Below are 22,376 nucleotides of genomic sequence, written 5' to 3'. Positions count from 1 at the left end.
AATCGTGTGATCTGACGGCGGGTTCGGGTGACAACCCCCCGGGCGGCCAATTCACCGCTTCGAACGGGCCCAATTCTTGCGACACTTTGGCAATTGCGCAACTATATGAATGTGTCGTTCGGCGAATCCCGCCGTGGGAGATGGGCCAAAATGAATGCCGCCATGGCAAAAGATGAAGAACGGCCAGCCGAAAAAATCAGTTCAACCACCCTGCCCGGCGAGCCGACCCCACCGCAGCTGACCTCCGCTGCGAGCACATTCGCACTGCTCAGCAGCCCGGCTCGCCTGCACGTGATGTGGCTGGCCGCCCAGGACGCCTACGACGTGACGACGCTGGCGGGACGGGCCGGCATCAATGTCGCCACCATGAGCCAGCACCTGACCAAGCTGCGCCTGGCCGGGTTGATCAACGCCCGCCGCGAAGGGCGCCACCACATCTACACCGTCGACGACCCGCACATCCTGACCCTGCTCCAGCAGATCTTCGCCCACATCGCCCCGGACGGAACCCTCGCACCGGACCCGCCGCGAGAGACTCGCCGACCCCGCCACCAGACGTGACGCCGGTCACGGACGAAAGTCCCGAGATGCAGTGATCGGCAACACACTCCGATTTTTTACAATGGGCGGCTGTATAACGTCCGTACTCATGAAAGACCCTGTACTCGCGCTCCCGGTCGTGGCGGGAATCCTCGGACTGCTCGCCTTCGCCTTCCTGATGCTGGAGGTCGTGTTCCACATCGGCTGAGCGTGGGCCCTCCGGTGGCTCAGTCGGTGATGACGCCCGGATACGGCAGCAGCGCCATCTCGCGGGCGTTCTTGATGGCCGTGGCCACCTGGCGCTGCTGCTGGACGGTGAGTCCGGTGACCTGGCGGGCGCGAATCTTGCCGCGTTCGGAGATGAAGACCCGCAGCGTGGCGGTGTCCTTGTAGTCGACGGCGGCCAGGCCCAGTTTGGTCAGCAGGTTGCGCTTGGTCGATCTGGGCGGATACTGCGAAATCCGCCGAGCTCTTTTGGGTTTGGCCGCCATCTACCAGCTCGCTTTCCGTACGCCGGGAAGTTGGCCGTTGTGCGCGAGCTGGCGCACCCGCACCCGAGACAGCCCGAATTTGCGCAGGTACCCGCGGGGTCGGCCGTCGGCCGCGTCGCGGTTGCGCAGCCGCACCGGGCTGGCATCACGCGGCTGGCGGGAGAGCACGCGTTGGGCTTCGGCGCGTTGCGCGGGGCTGCTCGACGGCGCTCGGATGATCTCCTTGAGTTCAGCGCGACGCTGCGCATAGCGGGCCACCAGGGCGCGGCGCTGCTCGTTCTTGACGATCTTGGACTTCTTGGCCATGGTCAGCGCTCCTCCCGGAAGTCGACATGGCGCCGGACGACGGGGTCGTATTTGCGCAGCACCAGGCGGTCGGGATCGTTGCGGCGGTTCTTGCGGGTGACGTAGGTGTAGCCGGTTCGCGCCGTTGAGCGCAGTTTGACGACGGGACGGATGTCGGTGCGCGCCATCAGATCCGCTGACCTTCGCGACGCAGCCGGGCCACCACGGCCTCGATGCCGTCGCGGTCGATGACCTTGATGCCCTTCGCGCTCACCCGCAGCCGGATATGGCGGTCTTGCGAGGGCAGATAGTAGGTCTTGACCTGAATATTCGGCGACCAGCGGCGCCGGGTGCGGCGATGCGAGTGCGAGACCGCATTGCCGAAACCGGGTGCCCGTCCGGTGACCTGACAGCGTGCGGACACCAGAACCTCCTCCTTCGTGACTTCTCTTATTGAAAATGATTGTCGACAAGCTTCGGGCTGAAGGCTACCGTAGGGACGACGTTAATGACAATGATTTTCATTAGGAGGATGATGCGGACTCCAGTGATCCTGGTGGCCGGGCAGCACGGCACCTACGCTGCCGTCGACGCGCTGCGGGCCAAGGCGGGCACGGTGACCGTCGGCTACCGCTTGGACGGTCACGTGGTGGTGCGTGAAACCACCAGCGGGCCAGTGGGTACGGCCAAGGTTTCGGCCCTCGAGCTGGCACACGGCTGCGTGACCTGCACGATCCGCAACGACCTACTGGTGCTGTTGCGCCGGCTGCACCGGCGCGCCAACGCCGAGCGCATCGTCGTCCACCTGCTCGACTGGCTGGAGCCGCAACCGATCTGTTGGGCGATCCGCAACGTGCGGGTGCGGGTAGGGCCTGGGTACATCGACGGCCCGGCCGGCCGCGATGTGGAGGTCGCCGCGATCGTCACCTGCGTGAACGCGACGACCTGGCTGTCGGAAGCACTCGGCGACGACGAGCTCGACGATGGCCGTACGATCGCTCAAGTCGTGGTCGGCCAAGCCGAGTCCGCCGACGCGATTGTGGTTTCCGACCCGGATCCGACCGCGTTGGCGGTGCTGCGCCGGTTGGCTCCTCGCGCGCGCATCACCGCCGGAATCGATCGCCTGGAACGGGCTCTGAGCCATCTCGATGCCGATGCGCGCCGCGGTCGCGGCGACGACCCGCATGCGCCGTTACTGGCCGGTCAGCCCTCGCTGCGGGCCGAGGGTCCGGTCGAGATGATCGAGTTCCACGCCCGCCGGCCGTTTCACCCGCAGCGGCTGCACTCGGCCCTCGACGTCCTGCTCGAGGGGGTGGTCCGGGCGCGCGGGCGGCTGTGGCTGGCCAACCGGGGCGAGCGCGCGGTCTGGCTGGAATCGGCCGGCGGTGGCTTGCAGACCGCCTTGGCGGGCAAGTGGCTGGCCGCCATGACGGGCGCGGAGGCCACCCGGGTCACCCCGGAGCGGCATGCCTTCGCCGACCTGATCTGGGACCACCGTTACGGCGACCGGCACACCTCGCTGGTGGTCCTGACCTGCGGTGCCGACACCGAGCAGATCCGTGTGGGCCTCACCGGCGCACTGCTCACCGACGACGAGCTGCGCCACCCGAATCAATGGTCGAGCTATCCCGACCCGTTCGGCGACCATCACCAAGAACCCTGCGACGAAACCTCCACGGCAGACATTTCCACCCGCCGCACCCGAGACGGAGACCAGCGATGAAACCCGGCATTCACCCCGACTACCACCCCGTCGTCTTCCAGGACGCCACCACCGGGGAAGCCTTCCTGACCCGCTCCACCCTCACCAGTGAGCGCACCGTCGACTGGCACACGCCGGCCGGCACCCGTAGCTATCCGCTGGTGATCGTGGAGATCAGCTCGGCGTCACATCCGTTCTGGACCGGCAACAACCGCATCGTCGACTCTGCCGGTCAGGTCGAGAAGTTCCGCCGCCGCTACGGGCAACGGCAGATCTGATCCCGCGGGAACATCACTCGGATCCGGTGAGGGCCTCGATCACCTCGCGTGCCACCCGGGTGCCCGATTCGATGGCGCCGTCGAGGTAGCCCGGGTGGTCGCGGGCCGTCTCGGAACCCGCCCAATGAATATCGCCGACCGGCGTGCACGCTATGGGCGGGATTCCGCCGCTGGTTCCCGGCTGGGCAAGTGCGACATAGCCACCGCCGACGTATTCGTCCAGGTGCCATGACTTTTCGTGCCAGCTCGCCGGGTCCAGAACTTCCGGCCCGACGTACGCGGCCAGCGCCCCGAGCACGGCATCGCGACGAGCGGGCGCATCGAGTCGGTCGAGTTCGCGCGCCTCGGGTCCCCCGACGAGGACACACAGGTGGCCCGGGCCGCCCGGCGCGCTGGTGTCGAACACCGCCCTGCCGGGTTTGTCCAGCACCAGGAACTCACCGCCGACGCGGTCTCTCCAGAACGGCCGTGGATAGACCGCCACTCCCTTGTATACCGAGCCCATATAGGTATCGGACGCCAGTGCGGCGCGGCTTGGCGGGAGCGGAGGGTCATAGGCGATTCGTCCGGCGATCGGCGGCGGAACCGTCACGATCACCTTCGCGGCACGTACGTCGCCCGCGGTCGTGTGGACCGTGACGCCACCGTCGCGGCAGACGATCGATGTGACGCGGTGGCCCGGGCGTACTCGCGAACCGAGTTCGCCGGCGAGACCATCGATCAGCGCCCCAGCCCCTTCTACCAGTAGGGACTCCTGAGCCCCACCGGTCGTCGACAGCATGGCCCGCAACCCGCCCTGCTGGCGGATCGCCTTCGCCATCGCGTGAATGGAGTAACGATCCAGGTCGGCCGTCCACGAGATATACGCCAGCACCTCGAGCAGCCGTCGAATGCGCCGCGGCAGGCGGCGCAGCCAGGCCTCAACCGTGGTGGTGTTCCACCGTTGCGTCGTGGCGACGCGAGACAAGACTTCGACGCCGGCCAGGACGAGAAGGGCGCCGAGCATCGACGGCGCCCCGGCCCGCAGCCTGCGCGATCCGTCGATCACGACGGGCAACGGCGAGGTGTGCATCCGAAACTGCGTGGCGCCCAACTCGGCAGCCAGCGCCATGATCCGACTGTGATCGTGGCCGATCCACTGCCCGCCGAGGTCAAGGCGCGACCCCAAGGCGCTTGTCACGGTCAGCGCCCGTCCCCCGAGCCGTTCTGCGGCCTCGAGGACGATCACCTCGACCCCGGCACGGTGCAGCTCACGGGCGGCCGTCAATCCCGACAGCCCCGCACCCACCACGGCCACCGTCGTGTCATGTCCGCCGCTCGCGGCGCGCTCCGCGTCATCCCGTTGCACGCCCATTAATCTAAGTCGGTCAACCGACCGAGTCAAGGTTCGCCGCTGCCGGTCGAACCCCCACCCGAGATCAGCCGGAGCGGCGCGGCCGGGCGCCGACGGGCTGGGGATCGGCGAATCGCACGATCATGTCGACGGCGCGGTCGAGATCGCGTCGGGCCCGATCGGGATCCGGGCTCGTCACATACTGCAGGATCAGGCCGTCGGTCAGGGCCAGTGCGAGCCGTCCGAGGCTGTCGAAATCGATGGCACAGCGCTCGCCGGCCGCCTCGGCGGCCTGCGCACAGAACTCGGTGACGAGCGTGGTGTAGCGCTCGTACTGCAGCTGAGCCAGCCCACCGGAGCCTTCGCTTCGCACCGAGTACATGGCCAGCTCGTACTGCATGATCTGCAGCCCGGTGTCGCTTTCGACCAACTTGCTCCAGAAGCTCGTCACGCCCTGCCGAAGCGCATGGGCCACTCCCCGGTCAAGCTCCAGGTCGGCCCGAACCGCGTCCACGACATCGCTGATGACCGTGGCGATGACCGCACGCAGCAGCTGGTCCTTGGACGGAAACACGTAGTGCAACGTGCCCAGCGGGATTCCGGCTTGGGCAGCGACCGCGCGCAACGTCGTCCCCGGTACGCCGACCTCACTGAGTACCTGCATGGCCGCCGCGACGATCTGCCCCTCGCGCTCGGTCGCCTTGACGTAGGTCATCTAACCGGCGCGCCACACCCGCAACGCGGCCACGATCATCGGAATCTGCAGCGGCAGGCGCGCGATCATCGCAGCCCTCAACCACGGCTTGTCCCAGAACAGCCGGACACAGTTGACGTTGGCCGGGAACACCGCGACGAACAGCGCGACCGCGGCAAGCCCCGCCTCTCGGCGGGTGCGCGGCAACAGCAGCAGAGCTCCGATCGCGACTTCGGCAAGTCCGGACACATGCGTGTACGCCCGGGCCGTGCCCGGCAGTTCAGCCGGGACGATCGCATCGAACGGCTTGGGCCAGACGAAATGTGCGGCACCCATGCCGAGCAGCATCCCGGCCAGCCCGCGCGCAACGTTCACGGCACGGTGCGGTGCCGATGAGGAGGCAGTCACAGTCCGATGGTAGCCAGCGCGGCGTTGAATCAGCGTTGCCCGCCGCCGAAGAGCACGGCCTCCATCAAGGTGCCGATCCGCGACCGGTGCTCGTCGGTGTCGTCGAAGTTAACCAGGCGTCCGATATCGACGACAAGGGCAAGGGCCGCGTGGACGCGGAACACCGCTTCGGTCTCTCCCGATCCGACCTGAGCGACCAGGTGGGCCCATTCGTTGACGTTCTGCCGCTGCAGCCCGCGCAGCTCGACCCGGTCGCGTTCGGGCAGGTTCGCGAACTCGGCGAAGTAGATGTTGATCAGGTCGGGCGCGGCGAACGCCAGCGCGGTATAGCGTTCGGCGATCCGCAGCGCGGCCTGCCGCGGATCGCTCGACTCGGCCAGGGCATCGGTGATGACCAGCAACACCCGGTCGCTGGCCCGGTGGAAGGCGGCGGCGAGCAGGGCGGCCTTGCTCGGGTAGTAGCGGTACGCGCTGGAGCCGTTCAAACCGGCCGCGGTGCCGATCTCCTCGATACCGACTTCGTAGAAGCCCCGCTGCCCGAACAGGCGGATGGCTTCGACCAGCAACCGCTCGCGTTTGGAGGTGCTCGGCAGGCCCCGCTGCGGCCGCCGGGGCGCGGGAGCAGCCGGCGCCGGAGGCAACTCGGCGGTCAGCACCGACCAACACAGCTCACCCAGCAGCGAGTGCAGTGTCGCGGCGGGCAGTCGTGTTCGGTGCGCGGAGATACTGCCGATGACGCTCAGCGCCGCGGCGGCCAGGGTCGCCGTGTCGACACCGGACAGCCGCGGGCGCAGTACCGCCAGCGGTTCGGCGATGGCGGCGTTCAGCTCGTCGTAGCTGCCGCGGATGTGCGTGCGATCCGGCGGCTGCAGGTAGCGCCGCTCCCACCGATAGAACGCGCCCTCGCGTCGCATCCCGATCGTGGTCTCGATCAGCGCGTCGGTGATCGCACCCAACCGTTCCCGTGCCGGCCGGTTCGGGTCGTCGGCGGATCGGGCAGCGGTCACCAACGCCGCCGCCGCGTGCTCGGCGGTCGCGACCAGCAGCGCGTACTTGTTGGCGAAATGCCGGTACAGCGCCGGCCCCGAGATGCCGACCTCGGCGGCGATCTCGTCGACACCGACGGCGTGGTAGCCGCGATCGCTGAAAGCACGCGCGGCGGCCCTGACGATCTGCGCCTTGCGGTCCTTGGGGCGCCGCTGCACCGGGGTCGTCGATGCCCCGGTCGTGGCCATTCTCACCCCCCCTGTGTTGACAGCTCGGTCGGACGCCCATAAGTTAACCACAATTTACATTTTCATCCGCAAAGGAAGACCATGTCCGAGAGCACCGGCTCCGCCAAACTCACCGCGACCCGCGACGGCCGGGTCCTGCGGGTGACGCTGACCAATCCCGAACGGCTCAACGCGATCGACTACGCCACCATGACCGCCCTCGGCGACGTGTTCTCTGGAGCGGCCGATGATCCCGAGGTGCGGGTCATCGTGGTCACCGGCGAGGGCAAGGCGTTCTGTACCGGCGCCGACCTGTCCGCCGTCGGCGGAATCGGCCCCGAGGAGGTGATGGACTGCGCCAGCCGGATGGTCACCTCGGTCGCCCAGACCCCGGTACCGGTGATCGCGCGGATCAATGGCCCGGTCGCCGGCGTCGGCGTGGGCCTGGCACTGGCCGCCGATCTGATCTACGCCGCCGAGAGCGCCTATTTCCTGCTGTCGTTCACCAACATCGGTCTGATGCCCGACGGCGGCACCACCGCACTGGTCGCCGCTGCGGCCGGACGCGCCGTCGCCAATGAGATGGCACTGCTCGGTGAGCGCCTGCCTGCGACTGCCGCCCGCGACGCCGGCCTGATCAACGCGGTGCTCACCGACGCGGAGTTGGACGCACGCGTCGACGCCGCCGCCGAGAAGCTGGCCCATGGGCCGCGCCGTGCCCTGGAATTGACCAAACGGGCGCTCAACGCCACCGGCCTCGCATCACTTGAGGCCGCGCTGGCCCGCGAGAAGGCCGGCCAAATGGAGTTGCTGGGCTCCCCCGACTTCTTCGAGGGCGCTTCCGCGATGCTGCAGAAGCGCAAGGCGGTGTTCGGCCAATGACCGCACAGCCCTTGCGGTCTCGCCGCAACCACTGGATGAACCAGGTGGCGATCCACGCCGAGATGCGTCCCGACGCCGTCGCGTTTCGCTGTCGTGGCAACGACACCACCTGGCGAGCGCTGCACGATCGTTCGGAACGTCTTGCCGGGGCACTGTTCCGGCGCGGCATCAGGCTCGGTGACCGCGTCCTGATCGTGATGCTCAATCACACCGAGTACGTCGAGTCGGTGCTGGCGATCAACGCCCTGGGAGCCATCGCCGTGCCGGTCAATTTCCGCCTCACCGACCCCGAGATCAGCTACATCGTCTCCGACAGCGGCGCCAAGGGCGTCATCACCGACCAACTGCTCGCGCCGCTGATCGAAGCGGTCCGCAAGAACACCACCGGGCTCGATGTGGCCGTGGTACTCGGCGACGACTACGAGTCGCTGATCACCGAGCCCGGAGACCCGTACCCGGCAACCGACATCCCCGAAGACACCCCGGCACTGATCATGTACACCTCCGGGACGACGGGAAGTCCCAAGGGCGCCATGCTGTCCTATTCGAACTTGCAGGCACAGTCCCTGAACTGCATCCAGGCGTTGCAAACCAACCCGGACAGCGTGTACTTCTGCGCCGCGCCGATGTTTCACATCGCCGGCCTGGGCAGCATCGCACCCAACCTTGTGGTCGGTACCAAGACGGTGATCCACCCCCTCGGGGCGTTCAACGCCGCGGAGACGCTGGACGCCTGGGAGCGGGAGCGGGCCACGTCGGTGTTCCTGGTGCCGGCGCAGTGGCAGCTGATTTGCGCGGACCCGACTGTGCGGCAAAGGGATCTGGCCCTAGAGGTTATCAGCTGGGGTGCCGCACCGGCGTCGGACACAGTGCTGCGCGCCATGGCCGAGACCTTCCCGGATGCGCTCAACGTCGCGGTGTTCGGTCAGACCGAGATGTCGCCCATCACCTGCGTGCTCGACGGCGCCGACGCCATCCGCAAACTCGGCTCGGTGGGCAAGGTGATCCCGACCATCGCCGCCAGGGTGGTCGACGACGACATGAACGACGTGGCGCCCGGCGAGATCGGTGAGATCGTCTACCGCGGGCCGACCATGATGCAGGGCTACTGGAACAAGCCGGAGGCCACCGCGGAGGCCTTCACCGGTGGCTGGTTCCACTCGGGAGATCTGGTTCGTGTCGACGACGAGGGCTTCGTCTACGTCGTCGACCGCAAGAAGGACATGATCATCTCCGGCGGTGAGAACATCTACTGCGCCGAGGTGGAGAACGTGCTGTTCGAGCATCCGATGATCCGGGAGGCGGCCGTGATCGGGCGCGCCGACGAGAAGTGGGGTGAGGTTCCGGTAGCCATCGTGACTGTCACCGCCGGCGAGGCGTCGCTGACGCTGGACGACCTCGAACCCTTCCTCAACGAACGGCTCGCCCGCTACAAGCACCCCAAAGAGCTTGTGCTGGTGGCCGAATTGCCCCGCAATGCCAGTGGCAAGGTGGTCAAGCCCCACTTACGCAAGCAGTACGGCTAGCGGAATCTACGAACCCCTTGGGACGGTAGGTTAGGACGATGGGTAAGGCAGCATCGCTGTGCCTCATCAGCGCGGCGTACCTGGTCGCGATCGGCGTAGCCGGCGCCTGGCTGGCTTGGGGAACCAGCACCGGACAGCTCTGGCTCGCTACGTTGATCGCCGACGTGTTGGCCACCCTGGTGGTATTCGCCTTCAGCAGGGGCTTCCGCAATTCCAGCTTCTACGACGCCTACTGGAGTGTCATCCCGCCGCTGCTGCTGGCGTATTGGTGGATGCAGAGCACGCCCCATGTCGACACGACGCGTTGCGTGTTGGTCGCCGTGGTCGTCGGGCTGTGGGCGGTGCGCCTCACGGCCAACTGGGCCTGGGGGTTTCCCGGCCTGCACCATGAGGACTGGAGATATCAGACCCTGCGGCAACGAGCGGGGCGCGGGGAGTTCGCCGCGGACCTCGTCGGCATTCACCTGATTCCCACGCTGCAGGTGTTCGCCGGCATGGTGCCGGTGTATGTCGCGGTGACCCGGCCCGAGCGCGGGCTGGTCTGGCTCTCCGTCGTCGCCTTTGTCATCGGCATCGCCGCCGTCCTGCTCGAACTGGTCGCCGACACGCAGTTGCAGCGATTCGTGCGGGACCAGCCACCGGGCACGGCGATGGATCGTGGGGTATGGGGCTGGTCTCGACACCCCAACTATTTCGGTGAGCTCAGCTTCTGGTTCGCATGCGCGCTGTTCGGGGTGGCCGCCGCACCGGCTCAGGCCTGGTGGATGTTCTTCGGGGTGCTGACGATGCTGGCCATGTTCTTGGGCGCCAGCATTCCGATGATGGAGGACCGCAGCCTGCAACGCCGGCCTGAGTATCAGGATGTGATCGACCGGGTGCCGCGCCTTTTCCCGCGCCCGCCTCGACGCATTGCGAACTGACGGTAGCGTCGATGCATGGGGTTGGTGTTTTCCAGTGAGATCGAGGCGCCGCGTGACGAGGTCTTCGCCTGGCATACCCGACCGGGCGCATTCGCCCGGTTGAGTCCACCGTGGCAGCCCATGCGGCTGCGCGCCGAAACCGACTCATTGCGTGACGGCACAGCCGAGCTGAAGCTTCCCGGTGGCCTCCGCTGGGTGGCCCAACACCAGGCCGACGGCTACGACCCTCCGCGGCAGTTCGCCGATGAACTGAGCAGCCGGGGCCTGGCCTCCCTGCCGGCGCGACTGGTGATGACGTGGCGGCATACCCACCAGTTCGACGATCTCGGTGACGGCCGGACCCTGATGACCGACCGGGTCGACACCCCGATTCCCGAGACGCTGCTGCGGCCGATGTTCGTCTACCGACACCGCCAGCTTGCCGATGACCTCGCCGCGCACCAGCGCGCCCAAGCGCATGGCCTGGACCCTTTGACGGTGGCCGTCAGTGGAGCATCGGGGCTCGTAGGTTCGGCATTGACCGCGTTCCTGAGCACCGGCGGCCATCGGGTGATCCGGCTGGTGCGGCAGTCCGCAGCCGATCCCGGTGAGCGGCAATGGAATCCCGACGATCCGGATCCCGATCTGTTGGCCGGGGTTGATGCGGTGATTCACCTGGCCGGCGCGTCGATTGCGGGCCGCTTCACCGACGAGCATCGCCGCGTGATCCGCGACAGCAGAATCGGGCCGACCCGCAGACTCGCCGAGTTGGTCACCCGGACCACCGATGGACCGACTGTTCTGATCTGCGCCTCGGCAATCGGCTATTACGGGTACGACCGCGGTGACGAGGTCCTCACCGAAGACAGTGAACGCGGGGATGGTTATCTGGCCGACGTCGTCGCCGACTGGGAGGACGCCCTGGCCCCGGCAGAGCAGTCCGGGACCCGCGTTGTTCGCATCCGCACCGGCATTGTGCAATCGCCGGCGGGCGGGACACTGCGCCTGATGCGACCGCTGTTCGCAGCCGGGCTGGGCGGCCGTCTCGGCAGTGGCCGACAGTGGCTGTCGTGGATCGGAATCGACGACTTGGTCGACGTCTATCACCGGGCCCTGTGGGACACCGGGCTTTCGGGGCCGGTCAACGCCGTCGCTCCGAATCCGGTACGAAACAGCGAATACACCAAGACACTCGGACGAGTGCTGCGCCGGCCCACGATTCTTCCCGTCCCGGGCCTGGGGCCACGAGTGTTGCTCGGCTCCCAGGGCGCGCGTGAACTCGCCTGCGCAAGCCAGCGGGTGCTGCCGGTGCGCCTGGGCGATGCCGGTCACCGGTTCCGTACACCCGAACTCGAGCCGGCGCTGCGGCATCTGTTGGGGCGTGCCGGCCAGGAATGAGCCGTTCGGGGCGCCCTACTTGCTGATCCGTCGATAGCGGCGCAGCGCCTCAGCGCGCTCGTGACGATGGTCGACGATCGGCTCCGGGTAACCCGGCGGACGTTGCCCCCGCTCCAAGTGGGAGTCTTCGACATCGGCTAGTTCCGGAACCCAGCGGCGTACGTAGGCCCCGTCGGGGTCGAACTTGCGGCCCTGCAGTGTCGGGTTGAATACCCGGAAGTACGGTGCCGCATCAGTGCCGGTTCCCGCACACCACTGCCAGCCATGCTGATTGTTGGCCGGGTCGCCGTCGATCAACTGGTCCAAGAACCAGCGGGCGCCCCACTGCCAGGGCAGGTGCAGGTCTTTGACCAGGAACGAGGCGGCGATCATCCGAACCCGGTTGTGCATGAACCCGGTGGCGCGCAGTTCACGCATGCCCGCATCGACAATGGGAATGCCGGTCTCTCCGGCCTTCCAGTGCTCGAACAGGCGCTGCGCCTGCGCATCGGTGTCGGTCTGAATCGAGTCGAACTCGTGGTTCCAGTTGTGCCAGGCGCTGCGCGGCCAGTGATGCAGAACCGCCGCGTAGAAGTCGCGGAATGCCAACTGCCGCAGGTACGCAGCGGCTCCGGGATTCTGGAGGTCGAGATCGGCGGCCATGGTGCGCGGGTGGATGTTGCCGAACTTCAAATACGCCGACATCCGGCTCACCCCGTTGCGGGCGGGCAGATCACGGTCGTGTTCGTAGCGGTCCAACCCGTCGGCCACAAATTCTTTCCAGTGCTGGAGCGCGGCCGCCTCCCCGGCCGGGAACTCGATCTGCCCACCGACGTCGGGGATTTCCACCGGCTGGGCGGCCTGGCTGGACAGGTCTGGCGGGTCGATCAACTGCGTCGACTCGGTCCGTGTGGCCGCCGGCCGGCGCCAGCCGTGTTCGCGCCACCGCCGAAAGAACGGAGTGAAGACCCGGTACGGGGTTCCGTCGTCTTTCACCACCCGTCCCGGCGAGACCAGGTACGGCGATCCGATTGCCACCAAAGGGATTTCGCCGAGTGCCGCTTGGACCTGCTCGTCACGACGCCGCCCGAACGGTGCGAAATCCTCCGAGACATGCACGGCCGTCGCCGAGATCTCGGCGGCGATCTGTGGGATCCGCTGCTGCGGGAGCCCGCGGGTGATCAGCAGCCGGCCACCGAGTTCGTCACGAAGATGCCGCAGACCGTCACCCAGGAACTGGAGCCGGCGCCGCCCCGACGAGGCCTCCAGACGTGGATCCAGCACAAAGCAGCACAGCACTTCGGAATCGTCTGCGACAGCAGCCGACAGCGACGGCAGATCGCCGACTCGCAGGTCACGGCGGTACCACAGCAAGGTCGGCACGGCGCCAGGGTAGCGGCTCGGCATCGAGCGGCGCCGAAACTCCTGCGTCAGGCCGGCGACAGCGGCAACCGCAGCGCTCCGGGAGAACTGTCCGGCACCGTCGGGTGGTGCGGCCGCACCGCCGCGATGCGCCGATAGGGCTGCCCGAGCGGCGGGCGGGAGTCGGCCTCACCGTTGTTGGGCCAAAACGCCATGGCCCGTTCAGCTTGCGCGGTGATGGTAAACGACGGGTTGACGCCCAGGTTGGCGGTGATCGCCGAACCGTCGACGACGTGGATGCCGGGATGGCCGTAGGCGCGCTGATAGGGGTCGATGACACCGGTGTCCGCTGACTCGCCGATCGGGCAGCCGCCGATGAAGTGCGCGGTCAACGGGATGTTGAGTGCGTCGAGATAGGTGCCCCCGGCCATGCCGCCGACCTTTTCGGCCATCCGCCGCGCCACATCGTGGGCGGTCGGGATCCAGTCCGGATTAGGCTCCCCCACACCCTGTTTTGCGGTCATCCGGGTGCCGAACAGGCCACGCTTGCGGTAGGTGGTCAGCGAGTTGTCCAGTGATTGCATCACCAGCACGATGATCGAGTGCGCCGAGGCGTTGCGCGGGAACATGCTGTGCAGCATCATCGCCGGATGGCGTGCGATGGTCAGCATCAATCGAGCGAAACGCCACGGCCCGCCGTCGATCAGGTGGGTGCCCATCATCGACAGCAGGTTGGATCCCTTGCCGTAGCGGCACACCTCGACGTGGGTGTTGGCTTCCGGGTGGATCGATGAGGTGATCGCCACGCCCTGGGCGAAGTCGTCACGGTCGGGTGCGAACACCACCGGCACCTCTTCGGAGTTGGTGCGGGTCAGCTCGCCCAACCGCGGCGAGAGATGCGGCAGCGATCCGGTGTCGCGCAGCTTGTGCAGCAACCGCTGGGTGCCCAGCGACGCGGCGGCGAACACCACCTGCCGCGCGGTGAAATCCTGCTTGTGCTTGCGCAGCCACCGGCCGGTGCGCACCGTGCTGACCACATAGCCGTCGCCGTTCGGCCGGACATCGGTGACCATGGTCAGCGGATGGATCTGGGCGCCGGCGTGCTCGGCCAGATACAGGTAGTTGGTCTCGGTGGTGTTCTTGGCGTTGTGCGGGCAGCCGGTGAAGCACTGCGCGCAGCCGATGCAGCCGGTGCGGTCCGGGCCGGCCCCGCCGAAGAAGGGATCCGCGACGGTCTTGCCCGGCTCGTCGCCGAAGAACACCCCGACGTTGGTGGGGTGGTAGGTGTCCTCGACCCCGAGGTCGCGGGCCACCGCCAGCAACACCTCGTCGGCCGGAGTGGTGTGGGGGGTGGGCGTCACCCCCAGCATCCGTCGGGCCTGCTCGTAATACGGCGCGAGTTCGGCCCTCCAGTCGGTGATGTGCGCCCACTGCGGGTCGCTGTAGAACCGATCCAGCGGCTCGTAGAGGGTGTTGCCGTAGATCAGCGACCCCCCGCCGACGCCGACGGCACTGGCGATGAACGTCTTGCCCAGCACGGTCAGCCGCTGCGGGCCGAAGCAGCCCAGTTTCGGTGCCCACATGGCCTTGCGGACATGCCAGTTGTTGGGCGGGAAATCGGTGGAAGCCCAGCGGCGGCCCATATCCAGCACGGCGACCCGATAGCCCTTCTCGGTCAGGCGCAGCGCAGCCACACTGCCGCCGAATCCCGAGCCGATCACCACAACGTCGTAGTCATATGTCATTCGGGTTCCTCCGTGCGTGTGTCTGGAGCGGGAACGAGCAAGGCAAGCGACACCACCAGCAGCAGGCTGAGGCCGACAGCGTTGAGTATCGCGTCACGCGGGCCGTACATGTGCAGCATGCCGAGGTGGTAGATCAGGTGCAGCGCATTGAAAACCGACCAGCTGATCGCCGTGATCACCACGACGGGGCGGTTGCGCAGGTGGTACACCGCCACGGCGCTGAGCACCCCGAGCGCGAGGAACATGCCGCCGACATCCTTGACGAGATGCTCGTTGTAGGGGCCGAGCACCAGCAACCATCTCATGCCCATACCGGGAAAAGTGTTGTACCAGTTCAGCGGAGCGAAGTACGCCCACGCTCCGAGGCTGAGGCCGAAGGTCGTCAAGATGATCAGACATACGCGATGCAGGATGGAATTCATACTCTCCTGACGACGCGGCGCGGGAGTTTGTGACGGCATGCGGGTCTACCTGCTCTCCGGCGTGAGCGCGGCCAGCCAGTCGGCATAGGTCTGGTGGCCTCGCGGTCCCGGCTGGGTGGGCAGCAACGCGCCGTTGGCCATGGCCTTTCCGCTTGCACCGGGCACACGTAGCGGAATGACCGCCTTGCGCCCTCCGCGCCGCCGGATCAACTGGCGCGCCATGTCGACCACCGACTCCACACGGGGGCCGGCGAGTTCGGGCGCCATCTGCTGGGGTTCGCCCACGGCGAGGGTGCACAGGTGGGCGGCGACTTCACTGACGGCGATGGGCTGCGACTGCATCTTCGGGATGACCGCGACCGGGCCGGGCATCTGCGCAAGTATCTGGTCGGCGAACTCGTGAAACTGTGTGGCGCGCAGAATCGTCCACGGAACGGCACCGGCCCGCACCAGTTCCTCCTGGCGCAGCTTGCCTTGGTAGTAGCCGCTGGCCACCCGGTCCACGCCGACGATCGACAACACGATGTGGTGGCGAACGCCGTGGCGTTCAGCGGCGTTCAGCAGGTTGGTCGTCGCCGTGCCGAAGAAGGCCCGTGAGGTCTTGGCGCTCGTGGTCCGGACATCGGCGACATCGATGACAACCTCGACGCCGTCGAGTGCGGCGTCAAGCCCGGTGTTCTGGATCAGGTCAACGCCCTGCGCGCGAGCCAGAATCACCGGTTGGTGCCCCTTGCCGCGGAGTTGGTCGACGACTTTGCGTCCCGTCTTACCCGTCCCGCCGGCAACGGCGATCTTCATGGGCGTTCCCTCCCGGTATGTGGCGGCGAGCGGACAGGGCCGCGGCGATCGGGTTCATTCTGGTCGAGATCGGTCCTCGGCATGCGGACTCTCGATCGGTTCGTTCAAATTTGTGCGCGAGCCGGCGACGTCCCGGGGTGTAGATGGGAACCTGTAGATAACCTGACCTCGACGGACTCCAACCTCACCGGGGGTCACTGTCGTGGACGTCAACTGCACCTGTTCACCTGGCTTGGCAGCGACCACGTCGCTGATCGGCGTCTCCAGATGTGGACTGTTTAGCGAGGTCCAGCGATGGCTGGCCGAATGCTAGCGACACGCACTGATACACCACAAATCTCTGCTAGAACCGGTAACGCAGGACCCATACGCCGCGTCGGGCTTGAGCCCGCCAGTGGGCGAACCACTTGCCGAACATACGTGTGGGCCACGAGATATCGCCCCGCCAAGCCCGCGCCTGAGGATCACTGAAGGATTCCATGGCCTGCGCACCGAGTTGCTCCTCGATGAACGTCATGTGTGGGTTGAGGTGCTCGAGCTCGCGTGGATCGTCAAAGCCGAATCCCTGGTAGCCCTTGGGTATCCCGACTTCTCGGAGCTCGCCGATCTGTACGGGCAGCGCCCCCATCATCTTGGCGGCGATTCGCGTGTAGGCGACTAAGGCGAGTTCGCCGCCGACGGTGAAGTGGTCGGTGAGTGTGGCCAGGATCTGGGTGTTGTCTGCCTTGGTGAGAAATCCGAGTATGCCGTCGGCGACGGCGATGACGGGGCGGTCGTGTGGGATGCCGGCTGCCCAGTGCGGTTCGGCCAGCGAGGCCGCGACCAGATGTGCGCGGTCCAATTCGGGGATGAGCTGGCGGCGCAGCGCGATGACGTCGGGTAAGTCGATGTCGTACCAGTCAACCGTCGGTGGCGGGGCGATGCGGTGCATGCGGGTTTCCAACCCGCACCCCAGCTCCACCACCACGGCATCGGGGTGCGCGGTGATGAATCGGTGCACGAGTTGGTCCAGCATCTTGCTGCGAAGCGGTGCGGCGATCTTGACAGTGCCCGAAATCTTGATGGCACCGGCAGGGCCGATGCGATCGAGTACCTCGGCGGCCAGTTCATCAGCGAGCAGTGGATGCGGCGCGCGGGCGTCGAGGGCTCGTGAGGCAAGTGTGATCAGCAGCGTCTTCTCGACCGGGGTAAGGTCGTCAATCGTCACTGTCATTTGTTGCCTTTCTTGTCGTTGCGATAGTGGGTGACCGAGTCGGTCAACTGCTTGCCGGTGTCGAACGTGACGAATTCGCCTACGGCCAAGTACACGTCGACCATGGCGAGCCCGATTCGGTTGGCATCCGGCACCGTCAAATCCGGCGTTCATCTGTCGAGCCAGCCGGTCGTGCAAGACCACCAATCCAGTGTGCATGGCACACATCACGGCCGCGGCATCGCGGCGCGCTCGGATCCGGGCGCAAGGCGCTCGGGCCATCTGTTGGTCGGGAACTCCTCGGCTCCGGCGGCCAGTTCGTCGAGCAGTTCGGCGGCCGCGGGGCCGCCCTCGCTCGTCGCCCTGGCCAGATAATGCAGCAGCGGCGGGCTTGTGGCGATGAAGCTGGGCGTTTCGGGTGGGCGCCTGGGGTGGCGCCGATTCTGGCCGCATGCCGCTGGGGTGAACGCGAACAGGCCGGTGACGCCGAATAGAGCGCGCGCTATCTGGCCTCCGCCGGGCGGGTGTCCTGGCGGCCTCTCCGATCGAACGCGCGTCTACGCGCGGCGCTGACCGCGACCGGTGGGCTGTCACGGACGGCTTCGATGGGACGCACACCATCGGATTCGGAAGGGTTCGGGGGTCAGGCCAGGCTCATGAGCCGATCGATGTCGTTGACCCGACCGGTCACTAAAATGGTGTCGCCGTACGATAATTCGGTCTCGGCTGAAGCGTAGGTGAACTCCTCGTATCCATTCTTGACCGCCACGACGGTGATGCCGTATTTGGAGCGCACCTTGGTGTGCCCCAGTGGCCGGCCCACCATCGGTTGCGGCGGATGGATCTTGGCGATCGCGAAGTTCTCGTCGACTTGCAGGTAATCGAGCAGTTGTCCCGATACCAGGTGGGCTACTCGCTCTCCGGCTTCGCGTTCGGGGAACACGACGTGGCTGGCACCGACGCGTTCGAGGATGCGGCCATGGTGTGCCGTGATTGCTTTTGCCCAGACGTCTTCAACTTCGAGCTCAACGAGCAGCGAGGTGATCAAGATGCTGGCCTCGATGTCGGTGCCCACCGCGACCACTGCCCGATAAAACTCATCGACGCCCAGTTCTCGCAGGGTGCCGATGTCGGTGCAGTCTGCGGCGACAACCTGGGTGAGGTGCCCGGACAGCCCCTGCACCACTTTGATGGACTCGTCGATGGCTAGCACTTCGGTGCCGCGCCGGGTGAGTTCGAGCGCGATCGCGCTGCCGAATCGGCCCAAACCTATCACCACGACAGGTTCGTTTCGCTGGTCAGCCAACGATGGTCCTTTCTGCAGGCCGCTCATAGCGGCGTTCGCGGTGGCGCAACGCCAGCGCGGAGGCCAAGGTGAGCGGCCCCAGACGCCCGACGTACATCAACACGATAAGCAGCCATTCGGCGGCATCAGGCAGATCGGCGGTGATCCCTGTGGACAGCCCCACCGTGCTCAGCGCCGATACGGTCTCGAATAAGACCTGGTCGAGCGAGAAATCGGTGAGAGTCAGCAGCGTGAGCGTGGCCACCGCGCTCACGCCGACGAACAGCACTGCCACAGCCAGGGCTTGGCGCTGGTTGTCCGCGGGGACTTGACGCACTCCGACATTGACCCGGCTTTCACCGCGCATCTCGGCCCACAACACCACGGCCAGCAGACCAAAGGTGGTGACCTTGATTCCGCCAGCGGTACTGGCGCTACCGCCGCCGATGAACATCAGCAGATCGGTGAATAGCAATCCTTCCGAACTCATGGCGCCGATATCGACGGCGTTGAACCCTGCCGTGCGCGGCATTGTCGCGGTGAACACCGCGGCCAGCATTCGGCTATCGGTCGGCAGCGCGCCCAACGTGGCCGGATTGTGCCGCTCGGTTGCCGCGATGACCACGGTGCCCACGATGAGCAAGGTGACAGTGACACTGACCGTGAGCTTGGTGGTCACCGACCAGGCACGCGGATGACGCCAGGCCCGTGCCAATTCGAACACGACCGGGAAACCTAGGCCACCGACGATAACGGCCGCGCACACCGTGAGCATGATCCATGCGTCGCCGACGGAGCCGACCAAACTGTCGGCGTTGAGGGAGAACCCGGCATTGTTGAACGCTGATACCGAGTGAAACACACCGTGCCACAGCGATTCCCGAACGGTGAACGGGCCGTTGGTGGCCCACCGGATCACCAGAATGGCGGCGACGATGGCCTCGGAAGCCAGGCTGAAGATGATGACGTTGCGCACCACCCGCCCGACATCGCGTGGCGTCAATGTTCGGATTTGAGCTTGGGCAACCAACCGGGCCCGCAAGCCCAGCCGCCGGGATAGCAACACCACCATGAGTGAAGCCACCGTCATGATGCCCAAGCCCCCAAGCTGGATGAGCACGAGGATCACCACTTCACCGAACGCTGACCAGTAGGTGGAGGTATCGACGGTGATCAGCCCGGTCACGCACACCGCGGACGTCGCGGTGAACACTGCGTCAAGGACGCTGGCACCGGTGCCCGTCTCGGTGGCCTCCGGCAGCATCAAGAGGCCGCTGCCGATCGCGATCGCCACCGCAAACGACCCCATAATCACCCGGCCGGGATGGAACCGTTCGGCAGTGCCCGCCACGTTGCGATGCTACGTCGGCGCTGACGGCGCCCAAGGGTGACCCCACCGCAGACCGAGCCGCTGGCGTTCTTGGGTGTCGAGTGGTGCCTCGACCATGCGGGCAGCCTGGGTGTCCTCAGGTGTTCTTGGCGACGAACCGGCGAAACAACGGCCAGGCGATGGCCAGGTTATAGGCCACCCCGCCCATCAGATACGGCCACCACGTGCCATGGTCGGACGCCACCCAGAAGGCTTTGGCTGCCCAATAGGGTGGCAGGACACCGAAAGCCAGGTTCCAGGCCGAATCGATGAACCACGGCAGGCACGGCAGCCCGGCGATCAGCATGCCCAACACACGCACCATGGCGATGCCCTGAATCTTGTTGTTGGCCACCGCCACGATCAGCAGCAGGGTAACCACCGCGGACAGGCCCGCAACCATGCCGATCGGTATCAGCGCCGGAATCAACCCCGGCTCCAGGATCCCGCTGAACGACATGGTGGCGATCACGTAGACAGTGGTAACGGCCATGACAGTGGCCGCTCGGTACCCGAAGAACGTCGACACGGGGACCGGGGTGACCCGCAACGCGGTCAAGGTGCCGGCATCGATCTCATCGAGCACCAGGAAGGCCGCCAGCCCGCCGGCGATGATGATGCTTGTCAGTAGCAAGAATGCGGTGAGCACCAGCGGGTAGTAGGGCACCAGGTCGAACTCGTAGCGTTCAGCCAGCAGATCGGTGACCATCGGGGTAAGCACCGCGACGCCGGTGGTCCAGATAACCGGCGCCACCACAATCATGACCAGCAGCGGATCGCGGTAGGTCCCGCGAATGTCGTTGCGGCCGAACGCAGCCAGCGCCTTGCCTGCGCGCAGTCCCAGCACGGTGGTCACAGCACGCCTGACCTTTCGATGACGAAGCGGTCGAACGACACTTTGGCAACCGAGCACAAGCCGACCAGACACAGCGGCGGGTAGGCCACCGCGTAGGCGATCTGGCCGGCGCTCAAGCTCACTTGATCAAACGCCGCACCGAGCAGCAGCAGTGGGCCCTGGGTGGGGATGACATAGAGCACCGCGTGAGGCCACAGCCCGGAGTAGAAGATCAACGGAGGGACCAGCATGATCGCCAGCGGAATAGTCGCGGCCAGAAACCAGTCGGTGACCGACGCGAACGGCAGCGACGTGATGAAGCCGACCACCAGCATCAACAAGGTCCCAAGGATCACCCCGACAACCAAATGCAGCGGGTGGTAGGTGAAACCGTCGGCGATGGTGGCCACGGCGATGGCCACGAACAGCGAGATCGACACCAGCACAATGAGCTTGGCGGCCAGATACTCCCAGAACCGCAGGGGCGTGGAGACCATGGCCCCCAACGTGCGTTCCTGTTTCTCGAAGAACACCGCAGCGCCGATGAAGAAGAACCCGATGATCGCGATGTCGCCGGCCAGCACGTAGGGTTCGGCGACCGGGCGCAGGTCGCGCGGCATCGGTAGCAGCACTGCCAGCCAGATCAGGCCGGAAAAGATACCGGCGTGCAGGAACTTCTGCCGAGTCTGCAACGTGAATTCCAGGCGCAGCGCGGTGGCCAACCGGGTCATGTCAGCTGCCTTCCGGTCACCTCGACGAAGACGTCGTCGAGGCTGGCTTCGCGGCTATGAATGGTCTCGACATGGTGGTTGCGTAGCACCGCGTGAAACACCGGATCGTCGGCCAGGCCGTCCATCGCGAACTCGGCGGTGTCCAACCCGCCGGTGTTGGTGCGGTATTGCACCCGCACCCGCCGTTGACTGCGGGCGATCTTCAGCTCGGCGGGCTTGTCGAGGGCGACGATGGCGCCGTCGACGACGAACGCCACCCGGTCACACAGTTCGTCGGCGGTCGACATGTCGTGAGTGGTCAGAAAGATGGTGCGCCCCCCGGCTTTGAGGCCCAAGATGATGTCTTTGACCTTGCGGGCGTTGACCGGGTCCAAACCTGAGGTCGGTTCGTCGAGAAACAACAACTCGGGATGGTTGATCAGCGACCGCGCGAACGTCAGCCGCATCTGCATTCCCTTGGAGTACTTGCTAACCCGGGTGTTGGCGGCATCGGACAGCCCCACCGACTCCAGTAACCTCGTCGGGTCTGCGGTCGGCCCGTCATACAGCGCGGCAAAAAAGCGCAGATTCTCGGCGCCGGTCAGCTTGTGATAGTGGTTGGGCAATTCGAAAGACACCCCGACGCGCTGGTAGTAGTCCGGGCCCCAGGCCAGCGGATCGCGGCCCCACACACTGGCTTGACCGCCGTCGCCCCGCAACAGCCCAATCAATATCTTCTGGGTAGTCGATTTCCCGGCACCGCTAGGGCCGAGGAAACCGAAGATTTCTCCGCGCCCGACGGTGAAGTCCATGCCGCGAACCGCGGGATGGGGGGCGTTCGGGTAGGTGAACGTCAGCCCCGCGACACTGATCACGACGTCGGTGGTGGTCGCCGGGGGTACCGCGTTAGTGCTCGGTGTTGTGGGCATCGGTTCGCGGGTGCCTCTCGGGTCGGCGCAGGTACACGCGCACAGCGGACTACAACATTTCCGACCAGACTTCCCGGAACACCGAAGCTGACTGTACTAA

The 22,376-nt window shown here is 66.3% G+C and carries 26 protein-coding genes; 7 read left to right on the top strand and 19 right to left on the bottom strand.

Going from position 1 to position 22,376, the window contains the following annotated elements:
* The first annotated feature begins 162 nt into the window (after nucleotides 1-162).
* Nucleotides 163-561, top strand: a complete 399-nt coding sequence (locus AWC16_RS03010; RefSeq protein ID WP_085263415.1) for an ArsR/SmtB family transcription factor — start codon at nucleotides 163-165, stop codon at nucleotides 559-561.
* A 206-nt stretch (nucleotides 562-767) separates the two neighbouring features.
* On the opposite strand, the gene rpsR is transcribed toward AWC16_RS03010, so the two are convergent.
* Genes rpsR through rpmB form a run of 4 tightly spaced genes read right to left on the bottom strand, consistent with a single transcriptional unit; the run spans nucleotide 768 to nucleotide 1,740 of the window.
* Complete coding sequence (gene rpsR, locus AWC16_RS03005; RefSeq protein ID WP_085263314.1) at nucleotides 768-1,031, bottom strand: 30S ribosomal protein S18; 264 nt, start codon at nucleotides 1,029-1,031, stop codon at nucleotides 768-770.
* Entirely contained in the window at nucleotides 1,032-1,337 is a 306-nt protein-coding gene (gene rpsN / locus AWC16_RS03000; protein ID WP_085263313.1) for a 30S ribosomal protein S14, read from the bottom strand.
* A 2-nt stretch (nucleotides 1,338-1,339) separates the two neighbouring features.
* Nucleotides 1,340-1,504 (bottom strand): 50S ribosomal protein L33, encoded by a 165-nt coding sequence (gene rpmG / locus AWC16_RS02995; protein WP_085263312.1) that lies wholly within the window; start codon nucleotides 1,502-1,504, stop codon nucleotides 1,340-1,342.
* Nucleotides 1,504-1,740 carry a 50S ribosomal protein L28 gene (gene rpmB, locus AWC16_RS02990; RefSeq protein WP_085263311.1) on the bottom strand — a complete coding sequence of 79 codons (237 nt, stop codon included), beginning with the start codon at nucleotides 1,738-1,740 and terminating at the stop codon, nucleotides 1,504-1,506. The genes rpmG and rpmB overlap by 1 nt, the downstream gene beginning before the upstream one ends.
* A 111-nt stretch (nucleotides 1,741-1,851) precedes the next feature.
* Here rpmB and mrf point away from each other — a divergent pair, with 111 nt between their 5' ends.
* On the top strand, nucleotides 1,852-3,039 hold the full coding sequence (gene mrf, locus AWC16_RS02985) for a ribosome hibernation factor-recruiting GTPase MRF (protein ID WP_085263414.1): 1,188 nt from the start codon (nucleotides 1,852-1,854) through the stop codon (nucleotides 3,037-3,039).
* Nucleotides 3,036-3,296, top strand: a complete 261-nt coding sequence (locus AWC16_RS02980) for a type B 50S ribosomal protein L31 (protein WP_085263310.1) — start codon at nucleotides 3,036-3,038, stop codon at nucleotides 3,294-3,296. Before mrf ends, AWC16_RS02980 begins: the two co-directional genes overlap by 4 nt.
* Nucleotides 3,297-3,309: 13 nt before the next feature.
* Here AWC16_RS02980 and AWC16_RS02975 read toward each other — a convergent pair whose 3' ends face one another.
* From AWC16_RS02975 to AWC16_RS02960, 4 genes are all read right to left on the bottom strand, one after another.
* Nucleotides 3,310-4,650, bottom strand: a complete 1,341-nt coding sequence (locus tag AWC16_RS02975) for a flavin monoamine oxidase family protein (protein ID WP_085263309.1) — start codon at nucleotides 4,648-4,650, stop codon at nucleotides 3,310-3,312.
* 64 nt (nucleotides 4,651-4,714) lie between these two features.
* Entirely contained in the window at nucleotides 4,715-5,344 is a 630-nt protein-coding gene (locus tag AWC16_RS02970) for a TetR/AcrR family transcriptional regulator (protein WP_085263308.1), read from the bottom strand.
* Nucleotides 5,345-5,731 (bottom strand): DoxX family protein, encoded by a 387-nt coding sequence (locus AWC16_RS02965; protein WP_085263307.1) that lies wholly within the window; start codon nucleotides 5,729-5,731, stop codon nucleotides 5,345-5,347.
* Nucleotides 5,732-5,760: 29 nt separating this feature from the next.
* Entirely contained in the window at nucleotides 5,761-6,966 is a 1,206-nt protein-coding gene (locus tag AWC16_RS02960; RefSeq protein ID WP_085263306.1) for a TetR/AcrR family transcriptional regulator, read from the bottom strand.
* A gap of 81 nt (nucleotides 6,967-7,047) precedes the next feature.
* On the opposite strand from AWC16_RS02960, the gene AWC16_RS02955 reads away from it, so the two are divergent.
* From AWC16_RS02955 to AWC16_RS02940, 4 genes are read left to right on the top strand one after another with little or no spacing between them, the layout of a single operon-like run.
* A complete protein-coding gene (locus tag AWC16_RS02955) occupies nucleotides 7,048-7,827 on the top strand; it encodes an enoyl-CoA hydratase (protein WP_085263305.1) in 780 nt (259 codons plus the stop codon).
* Nucleotides 7,824-9,353: a fatty-acid--CoA ligase FadD5 gene (gene fadD5, locus AWC16_RS02950; RefSeq protein ID WP_085263304.1), complete on the top strand. Its 1,530-nt coding sequence runs from the start codon at nucleotides 7,824-7,826 to the stop codon at nucleotides 9,351-9,353. The genes AWC16_RS02955 and fadD5 overlap by 4 nt, the downstream gene beginning before the upstream one ends.
* Before the next feature lie 38 nt (nucleotides 9,354-9,391).
* The gene (locus tag AWC16_RS02945) at nucleotides 9,392-10,273 is read left to right on the top strand and encodes a DUF1295 domain-containing protein (protein ID WP_085263303.1); all 882 of its coding nucleotides are present in this window, start codon (nucleotides 9,392-9,394) and stop codon (nucleotides 10,271-10,273) included.
* A gap of 15 nt (nucleotides 10,274-10,288) precedes the next feature.
* The gene (locus tag AWC16_RS02940) at nucleotides 10,289-11,650 is read left to right on the top strand and encodes a TIGR01777 family oxidoreductase (protein WP_085263302.1); all 1,362 of its coding nucleotides are present in this window, start codon (nucleotides 10,289-10,291) and stop codon (nucleotides 11,648-11,650) included.
* Nucleotides 11,651-11,665: 15 nt separating this feature from the next.
* On the opposite strand, the gene AWC16_RS02935 is transcribed toward AWC16_RS02940, so the two are convergent.
* From AWC16_RS02935 to AWC16_RS02890, 11 genes are all read right to left on the bottom strand, one after another.
* Entirely contained in the window at nucleotides 11,666-13,012 is a 1,347-nt protein-coding gene (locus AWC16_RS02935; RefSeq protein ID WP_085263301.1) for a cryptochrome/photolyase family protein, read from the bottom strand.
* Between the two features lie 47 nt (nucleotides 13,013-13,059).
* Complete coding sequence (locus AWC16_RS02930) at nucleotides 13,060-14,736, bottom strand: GMC oxidoreductase (protein WP_085263300.1); 1,677 nt, start codon at nucleotides 14,734-14,736, stop codon at nucleotides 13,060-13,062.
* Complete coding sequence (locus AWC16_RS02925; protein ID WP_234812098.1) at nucleotides 14,733-15,197, bottom strand: hypothetical protein; 465 nt, start codon at nucleotides 15,195-15,197, stop codon at nucleotides 14,733-14,735. The genes AWC16_RS02930 and AWC16_RS02925 overlap by 4 nt, the downstream gene beginning before the upstream one ends.
* Before the next feature lie 6 nt (nucleotides 15,198-15,203).
* Entirely contained in the window at nucleotides 15,204-15,956 is a 753-nt protein-coding gene (locus AWC16_RS02920; RefSeq protein ID WP_085263298.1) for an SDR family oxidoreductase, read from the bottom strand.
* 343 nt (nucleotides 15,957-16,299) lie between these two features.
* On the bottom strand, nucleotides 16,300-17,169 hold the full coding sequence (locus AWC16_RS24200) for a class I SAM-dependent methyltransferase (protein WP_165759154.1): 870 nt from the start codon (nucleotides 17,167-17,169) through the stop codon (nucleotides 16,300-16,302).
* A complete protein-coding gene (locus AWC16_RS24195) occupies nucleotides 17,166-17,303 on the bottom strand; it encodes a hypothetical protein (protein ID WP_165759153.1) in 138 nt (45 codons plus the stop codon). The genes AWC16_RS24200 and AWC16_RS24195 overlap by 4 nt, the downstream gene beginning before the upstream one ends.
* A 488-nt stretch (nucleotides 17,304-17,791) precedes the next feature.
* Nucleotides 17,792-18,481 carry a potassium channel family protein gene (locus tag AWC16_RS02910; protein ID WP_207572242.1) on the bottom strand — a complete coding sequence of 230 codons (690 nt, stop codon included), beginning with the start codon at nucleotides 18,479-18,481 and terminating at the stop codon, nucleotides 17,792-17,794.
* Entirely contained in the window at nucleotides 18,447-19,727 is a 1,281-nt protein-coding gene (locus AWC16_RS02905) for a TrkH family potassium uptake protein (RefSeq protein WP_234812097.1), read from the bottom strand. Before AWC16_RS02905 ends, AWC16_RS02910 begins: the two co-directional genes overlap by 35 nt.
* A gap of 172 nt (nucleotides 19,728-19,899) precedes the next feature.
* Nucleotides 19,900-20,658, bottom strand: coding sequence for a fluoroquinolone transporter permease (locus tag AWC16_RS02900; RefSeq protein ID WP_085263296.1), 759 nt, complete (start codon nucleotides 20,656-20,658; stop codon nucleotides 19,900-19,902).
* Entirely contained in the window at nucleotides 20,655-21,368 is a 714-nt protein-coding gene (locus AWC16_RS02895; RefSeq protein ID WP_085263295.1) for a fluoroquinolone export ABC transporter permease subunit, read from the bottom strand. The genes AWC16_RS02900 and AWC16_RS02895 overlap by 4 nt, the downstream gene beginning before the upstream one ends.
* Nucleotides 21,365-22,276 carry an ABC transporter ATP-binding protein gene (locus AWC16_RS02890; protein ID WP_085263294.1) on the bottom strand — a complete coding sequence of 304 codons (912 nt, stop codon included), beginning with the start codon at nucleotides 22,274-22,276 and terminating at the stop codon, nucleotides 21,365-21,367. Before AWC16_RS02890 ends, AWC16_RS02895 begins: the two co-directional genes overlap by 4 nt.
* Nucleotides 22,277-22,376 lie beyond the last annotated feature (100 nt).

The organism is Mycolicibacter longobardus (genome assembly GCF_002102265.1).
Classification (GTDB): domain Bacteria; phylum Actinomycetota; class Actinomycetes; order Mycobacteriales; family Mycobacteriaceae; genus Mycobacterium; species Mycobacterium longobardum.
The sequence above is the reverse complement of the archived record's forward strand: the minus strand, read 5'-3'. Positions and strand labels throughout refer to the sequence as shown.

Bases quoted from the DNA above. Each gene is read 5' to 3' on its own strand.
- AWC16_RS02895 (WP_085263295.1), bottom strand. From the start codon at position 21,368: ATGACCCGGTTGGCCACCGCGCTGCGCCTGGAATTCACGTTGCAGACT.
- AWC16_RS02940 (WP_085263302.1), top strand. From the start codon at position 10,289: ATGGGGTTGGTGTTTTCCAGTGAGATCGAGGCGCCGCGTGACGAGGTC.
- AWC16_RS02910 (WP_207572242.1), bottom strand. From the start codon at position 18,481: ATGAGCGGCCTGCAGAAAGGACCATCGTTGGCTGACCAGCGAAACGAA.
- rpmG (WP_085263312.1), bottom strand. From the start codon at position 1,504: ATGGCGCGCACCGACATCCGTCCCGTCGTCAAACTGCGCTCAACGGCG.
- AWC16_RS03010 (WP_085263415.1), top strand. From the start codon at position 163: ATGGCAAAAGATGAAGAACGGCCAGCCGAAAAAATCAGTTCAACCACC.
- AWC16_RS02945 (WP_085263303.1), top strand. From the start codon at position 9,392: ATGGGTAAGGCAGCATCGCTGTGCCTCATCAGCGCGGCGTACCTGGTC.
- AWC16_RS02960 (WP_085263306.1), bottom strand. From the start codon at position 6,966: ATGGCCACGACCGGGGCATCGACGACCCCGGTGCAGCGGCGCCCCAAG.
- AWC16_RS02925 (WP_234812098.1), bottom strand. From the start codon at position 15,197: ATGCCGTCACAAACTCCCGCGCCGCGTCGTCAGGAGAGTATGAATTCC.
- AWC16_RS02955 (WP_085263305.1), top strand. From the start codon at position 7,048: ATGTCCGAGAGCACCGGCTCCGCCAAACTCACCGCGACCCGCGACGGC.
- AWC16_RS02930 (WP_085263300.1), bottom strand. From the start codon at position 14,736: ATGACATATGACTACGACGTTGTGGTGATCGGCTCGGGATTCGGCGGC.
- AWC16_RS02980 (WP_085263310.1), top strand. From the start codon at position 3,036: ATGAAACCCGGCATTCACCCCGACTACCACCCCGTCGTCTTCCAGGAC.
- AWC16_RS24200 (WP_165759154.1), bottom strand. From the start codon at position 17,169: ATGACAGTGACGATTGACGACCTTACCCCGGTCGAGAAGACGCTGCTG.
- fadD5 (WP_085263304.1), top strand. From the start codon at position 7,824: ATGACCGCACAGCCCTTGCGGTCTCGCCGCAACCACTGGATGAACCAG.
- rpsN (WP_085263313.1), bottom strand. From the start codon at position 1,337: ATGGCCAAGAAGTCCAAGATCGTCAAGAACGAGCAGCGCCGCGCCCTG.
- AWC16_RS02970 (WP_085263308.1), bottom strand. From the start codon at position 5,344: ATGACCTACGTCAAGGCGACCGAGCGCGAGGGGCAGATCGTCGCGGCG.
- AWC16_RS02975 (WP_085263309.1), bottom strand. From the start codon at position 4,650: ATGGGCGTGCAACGGGATGACGCGGAGCGCGCCGCGAGCGGCGGACAT.
- rpsR (WP_085263314.1), bottom strand. From the start codon at position 1,031: ATGGCGGCCAAACCCAAAAGAGCTCGGCGGATTTCGCAGTATCCGCCC.
- mrf (WP_085263414.1), top strand. From the start codon at position 1,852: ATGCGGACTCCAGTGATCCTGGTGGCCGGGCAGCACGGCACCTACGCT.
- AWC16_RS02920 (WP_085263298.1), bottom strand. From the start codon at position 15,956: ATGAAGATCGCCGTTGCCGGCGGGACGGGTAAGACGGGACGCAAAGTC.
- AWC16_RS02890 (WP_085263294.1), bottom strand. From the start codon at position 22,276: ATGCCCACAACACCGAGCACTAACGCGGTACCCCCGGCGACCACCACC.